General features: G+C 57.1%; 12 protein-coding genes. 4 read left to right on the top strand and 8 right to left on the bottom strand.

The annotated features are described in order from the left end of the window. Positions 1-7 precede the first annotated feature (7 nt). A complete protein-coding gene (locus tag PZBJ_RS04300) occupies positions 8-1,309 on the bottom strand; it encodes an LLM class flavin-dependent oxidoreductase (RefSeq protein WP_101761353.1) in 1,302 nt (433 codons plus the stop codon). A 33-nt stretch (positions 1,310-1,342) separates the two neighbouring features. Next, entirely contained in the window at positions 1,343-2,413 is a 1,071-nt protein-coding gene (locus tag PZBJ_RS04295) for an iron-containing alcohol dehydrogenase family protein (protein WP_101761352.1), read from the bottom strand. A gap of 335 nt (positions 2,414-2,748) precedes the next feature. Between PZBJ_RS04295 and PZBJ_RS04290 the strand changes: the two genes are divergently transcribed. The 3 genes from PZBJ_RS04290 to PZBJ_RS04280 are packed head-to-tail and all read left to right on the top strand — an operon-like array spanning position 2,749 to position 5,746. Beyond that, positions 2,749-3,294: a GNAT family N-acetyltransferase gene (locus PZBJ_RS04290; protein ID WP_101761773.1), complete on the top strand. Its 546-nt coding sequence runs from the start codon at positions 2,749-2,751 to the stop codon at positions 3,292-3,294. Next, on the top strand, positions 3,291-4,433 hold the full coding sequence (locus PZBJ_RS04285; protein WP_101761351.1) for an amidohydrolase: 1,143 nt from the start codon (positions 3,291-3,293) through the stop codon (positions 4,431-4,433). Before PZBJ_RS04290 ends, PZBJ_RS04285 begins: the two co-directional genes overlap by 4 nt. Beyond that, positions 4,433-5,746 (top strand): MmgE/PrpD family protein, encoded by a 1,314-nt coding sequence (locus PZBJ_RS04280; protein WP_101761350.1) that lies wholly within the window; start codon positions 4,433-4,435, stop codon positions 5,744-5,746. Before PZBJ_RS04285 ends, PZBJ_RS04280 begins: the two co-directional genes overlap by 1 nt. On the opposite strand, the gene PZBJ_RS04275 is transcribed toward PZBJ_RS04280, so the two are convergent. Together PZBJ_RS04275 and PZBJ_RS24455 are read right to left on the bottom strand one after the other, a co-directional pair. Continuing rightward, positions 5,743-5,967, bottom strand: coding sequence for a hypothetical protein (locus PZBJ_RS04275; protein WP_007890034.1), 225 nt, complete (start codon positions 5,965-5,967; stop codon positions 5,743-5,745). The genes PZBJ_RS04280 and PZBJ_RS04275 overlap by 4 nt on opposite strands. Positions 5,968-6,081: 114 nt before the next feature. Continuing rightward, positions 6,082-6,204: a hypothetical protein gene (locus PZBJ_RS24455; protein ID WP_255421536.1), complete on the bottom strand. Its 123-nt coding sequence runs from the start codon at positions 6,202-6,204 to the stop codon at positions 6,082-6,084. A 329-nt stretch (positions 6,205-6,533) separates the two neighbouring features. Between PZBJ_RS24455 and PZBJ_RS04270 the strand changes: the two genes are divergently transcribed. Then, positions 6,534-10,244, top strand: coding sequence for an FAD-dependent oxidoreductase (locus PZBJ_RS04270; protein WP_101761349.1), 3,711 nt, complete (start codon positions 6,534-6,536; stop codon positions 10,242-10,244). 419 nt (positions 10,245-10,663) lie between these two features. On the opposite strand, the gene PZBJ_RS04265 is transcribed toward PZBJ_RS04270, so the two are convergent. Genes PZBJ_RS04265 through PZBJ_RS04250 form a run of 4 tightly spaced genes read right to left on the bottom strand, consistent with a single transcriptional unit; the run spans position 10,664 to position 15,554 of the window. Next, positions 10,664-12,949: a molybdopterin-dependent oxidoreductase gene (locus PZBJ_RS04265; protein ID WP_101761348.1), complete on the bottom strand. Its 2,286-nt coding sequence runs from the start codon at positions 12,947-12,949 to the stop codon at positions 10,664-10,666. Positions 12,950-12,983: 34 nt separating this feature from the next. Further along, positions 12,984-13,745, bottom strand: a complete 762-nt coding sequence (locus PZBJ_RS04260; RefSeq protein ID WP_101761347.1) for an amino acid ABC transporter ATP-binding protein — start codon at positions 13,743-13,745, stop codon at positions 12,984-12,986. Next, positions 13,738-14,661: an amino acid ABC transporter permease gene (locus PZBJ_RS04255; protein WP_101761346.1), complete on the bottom strand. Its 924-nt coding sequence runs from the start codon at positions 14,659-14,661 to the stop codon at positions 13,738-13,740. The genes PZBJ_RS04260 and PZBJ_RS04255 overlap by 8 nt, the downstream gene beginning before the upstream one ends. Then, entirely contained in the window at positions 14,658-15,554 is an 897-nt protein-coding gene (locus PZBJ_RS04250; protein WP_101761345.1) for an ABC transporter substrate-binding protein, read from the bottom strand. Before PZBJ_RS04250 ends, PZBJ_RS04255 begins: the two co-directional genes overlap by 4 nt. Between the last annotated feature and the right edge of the window lie 517 nt (positions 15,555-16,071).

Here is a 16,071-nt window from a genome sequence, read left to right as displayed (position 1 = left end):
GAAGGGGTTAGACCACCGGCAAGCCGAGGTTTTCACGCAGCGTGGCGAACTCGTAATCGTCACGGAACAGGCCGCGACGGCGCAGTTCAGGGATCACCAGCTCAACAAACAGATCCAGCTGCTCGGACATGATCGCCGGCATAATATTGAAACCATCCGCGCCGCCCTCGTTCATCCACAGCTCGAAATCGTCAGCGATATCTTCGGCGGTACCGACAATCACGCGATGTCCGCGTGAACCAGCAGCCACCGCCGCCAGCTCGCGCAGCGTCAGATTTTCGCGTTTCGCCATATCGGTCATCAGTTTAACGCGGCTCTGGTTGCCCTCGCCCAGAGGCACTTCTGGCACCGGACCATCCAGCGGGAACTGGCTGAGATCCATGCTGAAACGCAGCGACAGCTGACGCAGACCGTTTTCGATGTCCACCAGCGTGTTGAGCTCTTTCCACAGTGCTTTGGCCTCTTCACGCGTGCGGCCCACAATCGGCATCACGCCCGGCATAATCACCACATGATCCGGATTACGACCAGCGGCAATGACCTGATCTTTCTGCGAACGGTAGAAGGTTTGTGCTTCTTCGAGGCTGGCAGCCGCGGTGAAGATCACTTCCGCGGTTTCCGCCGCCAGTTTCTGACCATCAGCGGAGGATCCGGCTTCGATGATCACTGGACGACCCTGCGGCGAACGGGTGATATTCAGCGGACCCTGCACCTGGAAGTGCTCGCCTTCATGGTTAATCGGCTGGATTTTTTCATCAACAAAGTACGCACCGGTCTCTTTGTTCGGCTGCACCGCGCCCTCTTCCCAACCGGCCCACAGCTTGTCAGCCACTTCGAGGAATTCGCGCGCACGCGCATAACGCTCGGCATGGTTTGGCATATCGTTGCGGCTAAAGTTACGCGCTACATCGGTAGAGAACGAGGTCACCACGTTCCATGCCGCGCGACCACGGCTGATGTGATCCAGCGAAGAGAAGCTGCGCGCCATGGTGAACGGATCGCTAAAGGTGGTAGACGCCGTTGCCGCCAGACCAATGCGTTTGGTATTCACCGCCAGCGCCGACAGCATGGTCAGCGGCTCAAGGCGCGCCATGGTCGAGGGCAGACGATACATGCTGGTGGCCAGCGCATCGCCTACGAAGAACAGATCGAATTTACCGGCTTCGGCTTTTTTGGCGATGGTGATCAGCCAGTCGATGTCAGTTGGATCGCCGAGCTTTTCCGTCAGACGCCAGCCGCTGACGTGTTGTCCTACCGGCTGCACGAAAAGGCCTAAACGGATGCGGCGTTGTTGTTTTGAGTTAGCCATTAATTTGTCCTGGTCAATAAAAAGTGGTGCGATTTAAAACGTGTTCTCGGTCGCCAGCAGCGCCTGTTCCAGCGCATCGGCAGAGATGCGGAATGGCAGACGTTCGGCGCTGGCCGCCGGAAATTTAATCTGTTCTGCGATGGTGCGAATCGTCGCCGCGCGGTCACCGGTTAACGGCGCTAAGGTCAGCGGCATGTCGTACGCACGCAGCAGCGTCAGCAGATCGGCATCCGGCACGCCGTCATGCTCAATCAGCGATTGCACCAGCAGGCTGTAACCCACTTTTTCACCGTGCAGCCATTGATGCAGTTCCGGCTGATGCGTCAAACGATTGTGAATGGCGTGAGCAAAACCTGGCGTCGGCAGCACATCGCGCACGCTGTTGGCTAATCCGGCCAACACGATATTGGCATCGATGATTTTCACCAGCTCCGGCGTGACCTGCTGTTGCTGGTTAGCGGCTACCGCCGCCGGGCCCAGCTCGCGATAAAGATCCAGCGCGCGTTTGGCGGTCATCACTTTGAGATCCAGCGCCAGATCGTTGGGATTGTTACGCTGATACGGATAGAACTCATAATATTTTGCCAGCGCATCAACGATGCCGGCCTTCAGGTAACGCACGTCGCTGCGCGCGATAATCTCGCTATCGACCAGTACCAAATCCGGCATTTTGCCCAGCGGCTGGCTGCGCACATGGCCGCCCTGCTCGTTGTAAACAATCGCCACCGGCGACCAGGCAGCGCAAGTCGCGGCAACCGTGGCGAAGTTGATCACCTTGAGATCGGGCAGCTGGCTACCCACCGCTTTTGCCGCATCCAGCACGCGCCCGCCGCCGATCGCAAACAGCAGTTCAGCGCCCTGCCGCTCGACATTGTGCTTCAGGGTTTCAATCGCGGCATCGGTGCATTCACCGGTCAGATACTCTATTTCCCAGCGAATATCATTGGCTTCAAGGCTCTGGGTTAATTCCGGATTAACGGCCTGCCAGGCGCGGGGGGAAGTAAAGACGCGAATATGGGAAGCGTAAGGTTTGATAAATTCACCGGCGCGCGCACGCAAACCGGATTCATGTGCATATGCACGCGGAGATTTGATCGCTAACACGGCGTCACCCTGATTAAGAATAAGGCTATAACGGATTAAATTAAGATAATTCAGAGGGTTAATACAGAATAGTTATAGCGCTATGTATTTTCTGCATACTACGGTAAATAACGATTTAAGCAATGCAAAAGGGGCGATTTCATTTTCACAAATTCGCATTAGCTTAGTTATTTTTCACATATAGCGGGGAATGGCTTTGCTGGTAATCTGAACCCTTATAACAGACGAGCACCTTGCGTAGCGGCGCAATTTATTGCGCGATGAATCGCGCCGCTATGGAAGGTGCCTGCTTTTTGATTCTCCGCCTGATGGCGGTTTTTTCCCCGGGGATGTCTATGTCACTTGAATTTCGTCAGGTTAGAGAAGACGAGGTGGAAACCTATCAGGCGCTGATGCATGCCGCGTATGCACCCACGCTGGCGCTCGGCATTAAATTTGATGCCGCCACCGCCGACCTTGCCAAGACACTGCGTCATCTGCAGAGCCACGGTGTTTATGCCCTGTATGCCGATGATGTGATGGTCTCATCCGTTACCGTACGCTATCCGTGGGGACCGCTGCCCGGCCCGTTTGGCCTGCCGCATATCGGCTGGTTTGGCGCGCATCCCGATTATCCCGGCCAGCAATTTGGTCGTCAGGTGCAGGATCGTCTCGAGCAGGAGATCTTGCTGGGCCAGTTACGCGCGCCTGCGGTGTCGCTCGGCACCGCCACTAGCCATCCGTGGCTGATCGAGATGTACAAAAAGCGCGGTTTCCAGCTGATGCACACCACCGATCTCGGCAAAGGGCATATCACGCAATATATGAAGAAAGTACTGGATGAAAGCGCCCACGATGCGTGGTTAACACGCCAGGCGGCACAACAAGGAGTAAAAGCATGAGCCAATCTCTCGACACCTTAGGCGAACAGCTGATCGCTTTCCGCCATGAACTGCACCGTTTTCCCGAGCTCTCCAATCAAGAGTTTGAAACCACCGCACGAATTCGTCAGCAATTAGAGCAACACCAGATTCGCGTGCTGGATCTCCCGCTCAAAACCGGTTTAGTGGCGGAAATCGGGGCGGAAAAAGGCCCATTGATGGTGTTACGCTCCGATATTGACGCGCTGCCGATTGAAGAGCAGTCAGATGTGAGCTTTCGATCTGAACGTCCCGGCGTGATGCACGCCTGCGGCCACGACTTTCACAGTTCGGCGGCGCTGGGGGCAGCGATTCTGCTCAAACAGCAGGAAGATACGCTGCCAGGTCGCGTGCGTATTCTGTTCCAGGCCGCTGAAGAGACCGGCCAGGGCGCGCCCGATGTGATCGCGACCGGCGCGCTGGATGATGCTGTGGCAATCTTCGGCATTCACAACGATCCGTCTCTGCCGCCTGGCGTGATTGGCAGCAAAGCCGGTCCGCTCACCGCAGCGGTCGATCGCTTTGATATCAGCATCACCGGCATGGGTAGCCACGCCGCCAAACCGCATCAGGGTAACGATCCGATTGTGATTGCCGCGCAAATTGTCTCGGCCGCACAAACGTTGATTAGCCGCAATGCCCCATCCGGCGATAACGCGGTGGTCTCGATTACCCAGATTCACAGCGGCAGCACCTGGAACGTGATTCCTGATAGCGCCTGGCTGGAAGGCACGGTGCGCTCCTTCTCGCAGGAAACGCGCGAACGTCTGGAGCAGCGCTTCCGTGAAATCGTGCAAGGTATCGGCGCCGCTTTCGCCGCCGAGGTGAAATTCAACTGGCACGCGGGTCCGCCATCGGTGGTAAATGATGCGCATTGGGCGGATTTTGCCTTGCAGCAGGCCAGCGCCAGCGGCTTTGAGGCGCGCGTGGTGGAAGCCAGCCCAATCGGCGAAGACTTCGCGTTCTATCAGCAACAGCTGCCGGGCGCGTTTATGATGATTGGCACCGGCGAGCCTTACGCGCTGCACCATCCGGCGTTTCGCATCAATGATGATGTGCTGTTGCCGACGTCGCGCTATCTCGCCAATCTGGCGGTCGCAGCGCTGAAGAGCGTGAGCTGATGAGCCTCACTGCCGCGCTGGCTGAGCGCATTGTTCACAGCCAACCGGACGCCGCCGCACGTAATGCGGCGCGCGAAGGGGTGCGTGATTTCCTCGCCGTCAGCTGGCCGGTACTGCAAGGTCAGGTGCCAGACAGCGGATTACCGGCGCTGCGCAGCGTATATGGCGACGGCAGCGCGCGATCCAACGCGCTGCTGCTCGGGTATGCCAGCCACGCGCTGGATTACGATGATTTCCATGCGGATTTTCGCGGGCATCCCAGCGTGGTGATTCTGCCTGCGCTCTTTGCCTGGCAGCAGTTGCAGCCCTCTGAGCTGGATCAGTTTCTTGATGCCTATGCGGTCGGCGTGGAGGTTGCCGGACGTTTAGGCCTCGCCGTCAGCCAGCAGCATTACGCTTTAGGTCATCACAATACCGCGACGCTTGGCACAGTTGCCGCTGCCGCCGCGCTGGCGCGTTTGCTGGCGTTAGATGTGGCTGCCACCGCAACGCTGCTCGGCATCGCCACCACGCAGGCCAGCGGCTTACGCGCGCAGTTTGGTTCGGCGGTAAAGCCGCTGCATGCCGGGTTTGCAGCTGAACGCGCGGTGAGCGCCGCACAGCTGACGCTGGCAGGCTTTGATGGCAAGCAGGACGGCGTGATTGACGCTTTCATCTCCGCCACCAGCAATGGCCAGGCGCAGCCGGAAAAACTGATTGAGCATTGGGCGCAGCCGTGGCGCATCGTCGCGCCTGGGCTGGAATTCAAACCCTTCCCCACCTGCGCCGGTACGCACAGCGCCGCCGAAGCCACGCGCATCTTGCGCAATCAATGGCTGGCGAGCGGTAAATCACTGGAAAGTTTGCTGGAAAACATTAGCGAAATTAGCGTGGCGTTTCCGCCGGGCGGTGATATTGCGGCATCGGTGCGCGTGCCAACCAACGGCATCGAAGCGCGTTTCAGTCTGGAATATGTGATCGCCGCGATGCTGATGTATGGCGATTTGCGTTTGCAGGATTTTGCCGAAGGCGAGTTGAATCAAGAGGTGATGCCGCTGGCAGCAAAGGTGCGTCGTACGCCAGATGAAGGTGCGCCACCGGATGCGATTAACCCGGCGCTGCGTTTTCATCTGGTGACGATTACGCTACGCGATGGCTTGCAGTTGCAGCATCACCGCACACGTCAGCAATCGCTGGCCGATGCGGTGGATGTCGCAGGCAAGCTGCGCGCGGCACTGCAGCAGGAATCCTCGCTACGTCAGCAACAACTGCTGAACAGCAGCGAGTTGGCTAACAGCGCGCACCTGGCGCAGTTAACCCAACTGCTCGCTTAAAGCGTTTCGACCGGCTCCAGCGCATCCTGAATGGCATCGGCCAGATTTGCGATCTCATTGGCAACCGCCTGCAAATCCCACGATGCCTTTGATCCGCTGGCAGAGGTTGAGGCGCTAACTGACTCTTTTGCCACCGCTAATGCCGCCGCAACTGCAACGGTGCGTTTATGCTGCTCAACCGTGACGCCAATCGGTGGCTGTGTGAAATAGTCGTTGACCATCGTATCTCTCCCTTAAGTGTTAAAAAAATAAATGAATCCTGGAGAGGTATTATGGGGGAATTACAGCAGAGTGCACTCTAAATAGTGAGCCGCCAGCGGCGGCTCGACTGATTTTCAGATTTTAGGTTGCTGATCTTCAGGGAATTCAGTATCGCGGGGTAAATCATCATCTTCGTCGGGTAATGTTTCATCATCACCTGGCAGTGGAATTACATCATCATCTGGACGTTCTGACATACGTACCTCCGTAAACCCGAATTGGGTTAATTAAAGTGTAGTAATGAAATAAATTAAACATCGCCCTTCTTTTCATTATGTGAGTTAAGCGTAAGAAATCGCGCAACAATAATATTTTCATTTCTTCATGCCGCTTCACTTAAATAAGAAAAATTCACGCTGGGCTTATTTTCTTTTCAGCTCAACCATTTGCGCTAAGCCAAAGCGTGGTTATAATTTGAATTAGGTTCAACAGTCGATTTCCCTGGTTGCCTTAAATGGCGCCCCTATAACACGATTAACTTCTTTTATTTATTGCTATTTCCTGAATGTTATTCCGGGGGAACATCATGTCGCCATTTTCCAGCTTTTGGCAAGCCGGTTATGAGGGAGCGGATCATATCAATCCCTTCGGCGAGCGGCTTTCAATGAATGCGTTGACCGACCATTTATCGCAACACCATAACGATTACGCCGCGCTGCAGCAGTTTGGCATTACCTCCGCCCGCGAAAGTATTGGCTGGCGACTGGCGGAAATGGAACCGCAAACCACGCTCGAAAGTTTAAAAAAACGCATGAATTCGGCGCGCTCCTTTGGCGTGCAAATTAACTGGACCTTTTGCCATTACGGCTGGCCGGATGACTTAACCTTATTTTCCAGCGAATTTGTGCCGCGCTTCGCCGCTTTTTGTCAGCGCATGGCGGGCTTCCTCGCGGAATATTATGAAGACGCACCCATTTATTCGCCGATGAATGAAATCTCGTTTATGGCGTGGGGAATTTCTGTCGGCCTGTTTGGTAATAATGCCCATACCGATCCCGATGAGATTAAACGTCAATTGATTCGCGCCACGCTGGCGGGTTGCGCCGCCATTCGCCTTGCAGATCCGCGTGCGCGTTTCCTGCACTGCGACCCGATTATTCACGTGGTGCCGGATGAAGACAGCGATGCATGTCGGCAGCGCACCCGGGATATCAACGCTTCGCAATATCAGGCGTGGGACATGATCGTCGGTTTGCGCGAGCCGGAACTCGGCGGCAAACCGCACTATCTCGATGTGGTTGGCGCCAATTATTACCACGGCAATCAGTGGCTCACCGCGTCCGGCTGCCGACTGGAATGGCATCTGGGCGATGCGCGCCGCGTGCCGCTGCATCCGCTGCTGGCGCAGTTAACTGAGCGTTACCAGCGGCCCATTTTGCTGGCGGAAACCAGCCACGTCGGCAGCGGACGCGCCGCCTGGATCGCCCAGGTGACCGCCGATGTCGCGCAGGCACAGCTGAACGGCTGTGATATCCGCGGCATCTGTCTTTATCCGATTATCGATCGCCCACTTTGGGAAGATCTCGAACACTGGCCACGCAGCGGATTGTGGGATGTCGATCCCCACAAAAAGCGTCTGCTGAACCCGGTTTATGCCGCGTCATTACAGCAATCACAACGATTATTAGCCCGTTTTAAGGGTCTTATCACCGCGGCCAGCAGGCCAGAGGAAAGCGTCATGAAACAATCCGTATTAGTGGTATTCAGTCATTTACGTTGGGGATTTGTCTTTCAACGTCCACAGCATCTGTTGTCGCGCCTCGCCCAGTTCCACCGCATTGTGTTTATTGAAGAGCCGATTTATCAGCCCGGTGAAGCCGCGTTACGCCAATATCAGCCCGCACCAAACGTGACGGTGATCGAACCGCATACCGATGTGGCCGCGCCTGGCTTTCACGATAGCCAAATCGCCGTGCTGCAACCGCTGCTGGCCGAACTGCTTGATGACGATGAAACGCCGCTGGTGTGGTTTTACACGCCGATGGCGCTGCCGCTGCTGGCCTGCTTTACACCGAGCGCGATTATCTATGACTGCATGGATGAGCTCTCCGCCTTCAACCAGGCGCCGCGCCAGCTTCAGCAGCGTGAATCTGCGCTGTTGAGCCGCGCCGATTTGGTGTTCACCGGCGGCACCAGCCTGTATGAAGCGAAGAAACATCGCCATCCGCAGGTTTTCTGCTGCCCAAGCAGTGTCGATGCGGGACATTTCGAACAGGCGCTGGACCGCACTAACAGCCATCCGCTGCAGGAAAACCTGCCAAAACCGCGCCTCGGCTATTACGGCGTAATTGATGAACGCCTCGATTTGACGCTGATTGCCGCGCTGGCGGATGCGCATCCCGACTGGCAGATCGTGATGGTTGGTCCGGTGGTGAAAATTGATGCCGCCAGCCTGCCCCAGCGCAGCAATCTGCACTGGTTCGGCCAGCAACCGTACGCCGCCTTGCCGCACTTTCTCGCCGGCTGGGATCTATGCCTGATGCCGTTCGCGCTCAATGCTTCGACGCGCTTTATCAGCCCCACCAAAGTGCTGGAGTACATGGCGGCGCAGTTGCCGATTGTCAGCACCGCGATTGCCGATGTGGCGCGACACTATGCCGACGTAGTGAGCATTGCCGACTCGCATCAGAGCTTTGTTCAGGCCTGTGAAGCGGCGCTCAGCATGCCGGTGGAAACCCGCTATCAGCTAGCGAAAAACATGGCGACACGCGTTGCGGAAACCTCGTGGGATCGCACTGTCGATGAGATGCAGGCGCATATCGTGGCGCTGACCCAACGTCAGATTTCCCATCCCGAAATAGCCGCCGCCCCTCCGCCCGCGCTGGCGCACAACACCGTTGCGTGCTTGATTTTGGGGGCCGGGCCAACGGGGTTGAGCGCCGGTTATCACTACGGCGCGGGCGCAGTGTTGCTGGAGAAAAATGCCACCGTGGGCGGCTGGTGCCGTTCGGTCGAGGATCAGGGATTCACCTTCGATCACGCTGGCCACATTATGTTCTCCAACGATCCTTACGTGTTGCGCCTGTACGATATCCTGCTGGGCGACAATCAGCACTGGCAAACGCGTGAAGCCTGGGTTTACAGCCATGATGTTTACACCCGCTATCCGTTCCAGTCGGCGCTGCATGGTTTGCCTGCCGAAGTGATTGGCGAGTGTGTGTTAGGCGCGATTGAAGCGCGCTATGCGTCGCCTCCCGCTTTACAGGCGGTGGCCACCGAGGCGCGGCGTGATTGCTGCGCCGATGGCGCCATCCCGGATGGTGAAAGCCTGGTTTGTCAGCCGGAGAGCGAAGATTTCGAAAGCTTTATTTTCCGTACCTGGGGCAAAGGCATCGCCCGCCATTTCGCCCTGCCGTATAACCAGAAACTGTGGAAAACCCCGCTGGTGAATATGGAAACCTCATGGCTCGGCGGACGCGTGCCGCTGCCGGATTTGGAGCAGATCATCTCCGGCGCGCTGGCGCCGCTGGATAAGCCGGTCGGCCCCAATGCGCGCTTTGGCTATCCGCTGCGCGGCGGTTTTCAGGCGCTAATGGAAGGATTTCTGCCACATCTGGACTGCACGCTGGAGATGGAAGCGGGCGTCAGCGAAATTCAGCCGTTGCAACGGCGCGTGCTGTTAAGTGATGGTCGACAGTTTCATTATGACCAGATGATCAGCACCTTGCCGCTGCCAGAACTGGTGCGATTGATGGGCAGCTTTGCACCAGAAGCGGTGCAGAAAGCAGCGAAGCAACTGCGTCATATCTCGGTGCGCTGCGTCAATCTGGGCATTGGCCGCGCCAATATCAGCGACAAACACTGGATTTACTATCCCGGCAACACGCTGTTCCACCGCATCTTTTTACAGGGCAACGCCAGCCCGCACTGCAATCCAGAAGGCGGTTTTGGCCTGACCTGCGAAATGACCTATCGCGACGATCAGCCGCTTCCTTGCGAAGGCGATGCGTTGATTGAACGCTGCATTGCGGATTGTATTCGGGTCGGCATCATCAATGCCGATGATGAGATCGTTACCGCCAGCGAAGTGGATATGCCGTACGCTTATGTGGTGTACGACCATCAACGCACCGCCAACGTCACGCTGATTCGTAGCTGGCTGGCGACGCAAGGCATCCATCTTTCCGGGCGCTACAGCGAGTGGGAATATTACAACTCGGACCACGCGTTCCTCGCCGGTAAACGTGCAGCGGAAACGGTGAAAGATTTGACCCATAACCGGAAAACCACGGCTTAACCAAAGGTGCGCACCAAATCCCGCCTAAACCGTAAGGTCGCCATGAATGGAGTTAAGCAAGCATTTTGCTTTTAATCTGGTGCGGGCACTGACACATCTGCTGCGTCACGGGCCGTCCTCGCGCCGCTTACGCGGTACCTTCGGCTTTCACGTTGTGCCGACGGATCGTTCGAGGATCGGCCGTCCTGGCCGCCCCGAACTGCCTCACGCATCCCTGCGTGAGGCTCCTGGCCCAACGTAAAAGCCTCAGCGCTGCGGATAGCCCTTTTGCCGCAGCAGACGCGCCAGCGCCTCTGGCAAATGAGCCCTGTTTAGCAGCACTCACTGAAGCTCCGGCCTGCGCACTCGTCGTTGGCTAAACTGACTAGCATTACGCTATTCGTGGCGACCTTTTTGCATTTCCCCGCCGAAAATCATTATCAACCCGGCGGAATAAACGCCTGTACCGGCGTCACTTCGCCGCGATATTTACGCACCTGCACGACGGTGATTTGTCCGCTGCAACCTTGTGCCAATGAAGACGTGCCGATATCCAGCGTCAACACATTGGGATTACCGTGACGGCACAGCGGACGCAGCGCGGTAGGATCGACCGGATCATACCAGGCGCCGGTCGGCAACTGCACCACGCCGCGCATGATGGTTTCGGTGAGACGCGCACTGGCGAGCACGTGGCCGCGCGCGTTGTAGAGCTCGATAATATCGCCATCATTAATGCCTGACGCCGCCGCATCCGCCGGATGCAAACTGCACACTTCGCGGCCATCGCGTTTGCCGCTCAGGCTGTAATCACCAAAATCGAGCTGGCTGTGCAAGCGCGTCGCCGGCTGATTGGCGATCAACCAAAACGGATGATCGGAATTCGGTTTTTGCTGCGGTTCACGCCACACCGGATGTCCCGGACAGTTTTCGTAGTTAAAGCTGGCGATGGTGGCAGAGAAAATTTCAATTTTCCCGCTCGGCGTCGGCAGCGGCGACGCTTCCGGGTCGGCGCGGAACGCGTTGATCATACGACCGCCATCTTTCAGCTGCGGCAACTCCAGCACGCCTTGTTGCCAGAACTTCTCGAAGTCGGGAATCTCAACCTGATGCGCCGCCAGCTTCTGCTGCAGCTGGGCGTAATGATGCTGCAACCAGCCGCGCGTATCGCGCCCTTCGGTGAAGGCCTCTTCGCGGCCTAAACGGCGCGCCAGCTCGGTGAAAATCGCGTAATCATCTTTGGCTTCACCGAACGGTTGCGCCACCGGTTGCATGGCAAACAAGTGGCGATCGGTGGGTGCGCCGCCAATGTCTTCGCGCTCCAGCGTCATGGTGGCGGGCAAAACGATATCGGCATGGCGCGCGCTGGCGGTCCAGGCGATCTCATGCACGATCAGCGTATCCAGCTGACAAAAAGCCTGACGCAAGCGAGCGAGATCCTGATGATGATGGAACGGATTGCCGCCGGCCCAATATGCCAGACGGATGTGCGGATAGGTTAAGCGGCGACCATTGTAATCAAACGGCTTGCCGGGATTGAGCAGCATATCGGAAATTCGCGCCACCGGAATCAGGCGATCGATACCGTTTTTGCCCTGCGGTAGCGCCGGAAAACTCACCAGATTGTGATGCTTACCGTAATGGCCTAGCGCACCCAGCGCATAGGTGTAGCCACCGCCCGGCAAGCCTGGCTGACCAAGCGCTGCCGCCAGCACCAATCCCAGCCACACCGGCTGTTCGCCGTTTTCGGCGCGCTGCAAGGCATGCGCCACCGTCACCAGCACGCGTTTGCCGTGCAGCTGGCGAGCAAAATCGCTGATGAACGCAGCACTCACGCCGCAAATTTCTGCTGCCCACGCCGCATCGCGCGGCGTGCCATCCTCTTCGCCACGAATGTAGGCCGCCATTTCTGGCCAGCCCACGGTGTAGCGCGCGAGGAAAGCCTCATCGGTCAGCTGTTCAGCGATCAATACCGATAACACGCCGAGGATGAAGGCCGCATCAGTGCCCGGACGCAGCGCCAGCCATTCGCCCTGCGCTTCTTCAGGGAGATCGCTTTGCAGCGGACTGACCGAGATAAAGCGAGTGCCGCGCTCAGCCGCCTGCTGCATAAAGCCGCGCTCGGTGTGTTCGCTCAAACCGCCGCTGGCGACCTGCGAGTTTTTCAGCGCCAAACCGCCAAATGCCACCACGATTTCGCTGTGCTGGGCGATCTCTTCCCAACTGACGCCGCGACGGGCAATTTCATTCATGTCGCCGACGATATGCGGCAGCAACACCGACGCGGAGCCGGAACTGTAGCTGTTGACTGAACGCACGTAGCCGCCGAGCGTGGTGTTGAGGAAGCGATGCACCTGACTTTGCGCGTGGTGGAAGCGCCCCGCGCTTGACCAGCCGTAAGAGCCGCCGAAGATGCCTTCCGGGCCGTACTTATCGCCGACGCGTTGCAGTTCGCGCGTGACCAGCGCGTAAGCTTCATCCCAGCTCACCGCGACGTACTCATCGTTGCCACGACGATCGTCCGCGCCCGGGCCGTTCTCCAGCCAGCCACGGCGCACCATCGGACGGGATACGCGCGCCGGATGGTTTAACGCAGTGTGGAAATTTTGCAGCAACGGGCTGGGATCGGGATCGCCCTTGAACGGTTCGATGGTGAGCCGATCGCCCTGTTGCTGGGCATGAAAAGCGCCCCAATGGGCGCTGTGCATTACCGGTTTTTGCGTCATCACTGTTCCTGGCATCAAAAAAGAAAAACGGTGCCTAAAGCACCGTTGCAATAAAGTTTCTTACGCGCCCGTTTTCCGGGTCGTCGAGCACTTGCTGGGTTGGCCCCGCCGCCACGATTTTGCCGCTTTCCATAAACACAATGTTGTCAGCAACCTCGCGCGCAAAACCAATTTCATGCGTCACCACCACCATGGTGATGCCGGAGTGCGCCAGCTGTTTGATCACCTGCAGCACTTCGCCAACCAGTTCGGGATCGAGCGCTGAAGTGGGTTCATCAAACAGCATCACGCCGGGATCCATCGCCAGCGCGCGGGCAATCGCCACACGTTGCTGCTGTCCTCCGGAGAGATTCTGCGGCCACTCATCTTCGCGGCCAGACAAACCCACTTGCTTCAGCAGCGACAGCGCTTTGCTGGTCGCCTGCTGACGACTCTGCTTCTTGACGCGCATCGGCGCATCGACGATGTTTTGCAACACGGTACGGTGCGGGAACAGGTTGAATTGCTGGAACACCATGCCGATTTCGGCACGCTGACGTGCAACTTCACCGCTGCTCAACTCGTACAGCGCCTGGCCTTTCTGCTTATAGCCGATGATCTCGCCGCCGATGCGAATGGTGCCGCCATCCAGTTTTTCCAGGTGGTTTATGCAGCGCAGCAGCGTAGATTTCCCCGAACCCGACGGCCCAAGGATCACCGTGACTGAACCGGCCGGAATATCCAGATTCACTTCATCCAGAATGGTGACGCCAGAGAAGCGCTTAGTGACTTTACGTAAGGCGATCGCTTCACCCATTGCTGACGCTCCTTTCTGCTTTTGGCGCTGAGAAGCCCGGCAGCGATTTCAACAGGCTGCGTTTTTCCCGGCGCGAAACGCCACGGCCAAAATAGCGTTCCACATAGAACTGACCCACCGACAGCACCGAAGTCATCAGCAGATACCACAAGGTAGCCACCAGCAGCAGCGGAATCACTTCATAGGTGCGCTGGTAAATAATCTGCGCCGAGAACAGCACGTCCTGCAGCGAGATCACTGAGACCACCGCCGTGGTTTTCAGCTGACCAATGATTTCGTTGCCGGCGGGCGGCATGATGGCGCGCATCGCCTGCGGCAGCACGGTGTGACGGAAAATCTGCGAAGGGCGATAGCCGAGCGCACGCGCGGCTTCCAGCTGGCCGTTGCCGACGCTTTGGATACCCGCACGCACAATTTCGGCGGCATAGGCAGATTGGTGCATCACCAGCGCGATCACTGCCGCGCTGAATGGGCTCACCAGCGCGTTCGATTGCGTGCTCCAGACTTCGCCGAGGCCCGGAATCGATAGGGCGATGGTGGGATAAAGCGCCGCGATGTTGTACCACAGGAACAGTTGCACCAACATCGGTACACCACGGAAGAACCAGGTGTAGAACCAGCTCACGCCCACCAGCACCGGATTGGAGGAGAGGCGCATCAGCGCCAGCACCGTACCGAAGGCAAAACCCAGCACCACAGAGATCGCGGTAAGCTGCAGCGTCATTAATACGCCTTGCAGGATCGATTCGCCGGTAAAGTTCTCCGCAATCACGCTCCATTCGAAGCGTGGATTGTTAATCATCGAGTTCGCCATCGCCACCACGCACAACAACACGACCAGCGCACTCAGCCAGCGTCCGTAGTAACGTTTGCCGACGATTTTCAAGTCGCCGGTGTGGTCGTGAATGTCACTCATTGAAAGATTTCCTGATTGCGTTTGGCTTGTTTAACAGCACCAAAGCCGATGCCCCAGTTGTCGAGGATCTTGTTATAGCTGCCATCTTTGATCAGCGAGTTAAGCGCGGCCTGTACGGCGGGCTCCAGCGCGGAATCTTTCGGGAAAGCGACGGAGACTGGCGCATCGTGTACGGTGATTTCGCCGCTCATGGTCAGCGGTTTAATCACTTTCACCTGCCACAGCAAACCTTCATACGGGCCGAGGAACATTGGCACGCGACCGCTTACCACCGCCTGCACGCCAGCTGGACGATCCGGGAAGACGGAGACTTTGATTGGCTTTTTACCTGCCGCTTCACAGGCTTTGCTGGCGTCTTCAAGGCGCGTAACCTGGGTGGTGCCGGAACCGGCGCCCACTTCTTTACCACAGACATCGGCCAGTTCTTTGAATGGCGCGATGTTGGCATCTTTGCGCGAGATAATGCCGAGGCGGCTGGCATCGTAATAACCCACGAAGTCGATGATTTTGGCACGCGCTGGCGTGGCGTTGATATTGGAGAGCGCCACATCGTAACGACCGGTTTTCAGGCCTGGAATGATGTTGTCGAAACCACCGGTGTCGCGCCACTGAACCTGGATTCCCAGACGCTCGCCCACGGCATTCATGATATCGATTTCACGGCCGGCAAGCGTTTTGTTGTCTTCTTTATAGAAGGTGGTTGGCGGCGTGTTGGGGTTGGTTCCGGCAACAACATAGCCACGTTTCACCACATCCGCAGGCAGCAGGCTTTTCAGCGCAGGATCGGCCTGCACATGGATTGAGCTGTCAGTTGGGACGTTTTCATCGGCGGCGAACGCGGTGTGTGCACTCAGCGCGAGCGCAAGAAGAGTCATGCCTTTGGCGAATTTCACTGGAACCTTTCTCCTGATTTATAAAAAGTTTCCCCACAGGGAAAAGGCGTTGAGGTAGCGATGGTTTTGTCTCCTGACTCACCTCGCGCGAGCGGCGTGCGGTGAGTGGAATTGTCATCCTCATATACCCTAAATAATTCCAGCTGCAACAAGGCGGCAAGTGTGTGAATCCCCGGGAGCTTACTTAAGTAAGTGACTGGGGTGAACACGCGAAGCCAACGCAGTTGCGGCTGAAATTATGACGGGTATTTACGTCCCGATTAGCATTCTCTGGAAGATAGATAACAATCACAAATGCGAAAAAAACATATCTATTGCCGAAATATGGCAATAGCCGCAAGCACGGTTGCAAGGCGGGATTTCCGCCCCAGATTTGGCACGTAACACTCAGCAGAATTCAGAATTTGCTAGTGAATCAATAGTCTGCTTATCCAATATTCATCGACACATTTCTTCTTACTCATAACGGTTTCTTCTAAGCAAATGAGAAATTCCCCTCTCCGCAACTCATACCCCG

This window comes from Pantoea endophytica (genome assembly GCF_002858935.1).
GTDB lineage: Bacteria > Pseudomonadota > Gammaproteobacteria > Enterobacterales > Enterobacteriaceae > Pantoea > Pantoea leporis.
This window is presented reverse-complemented; position numbering and strand designations above follow the sequence as displayed.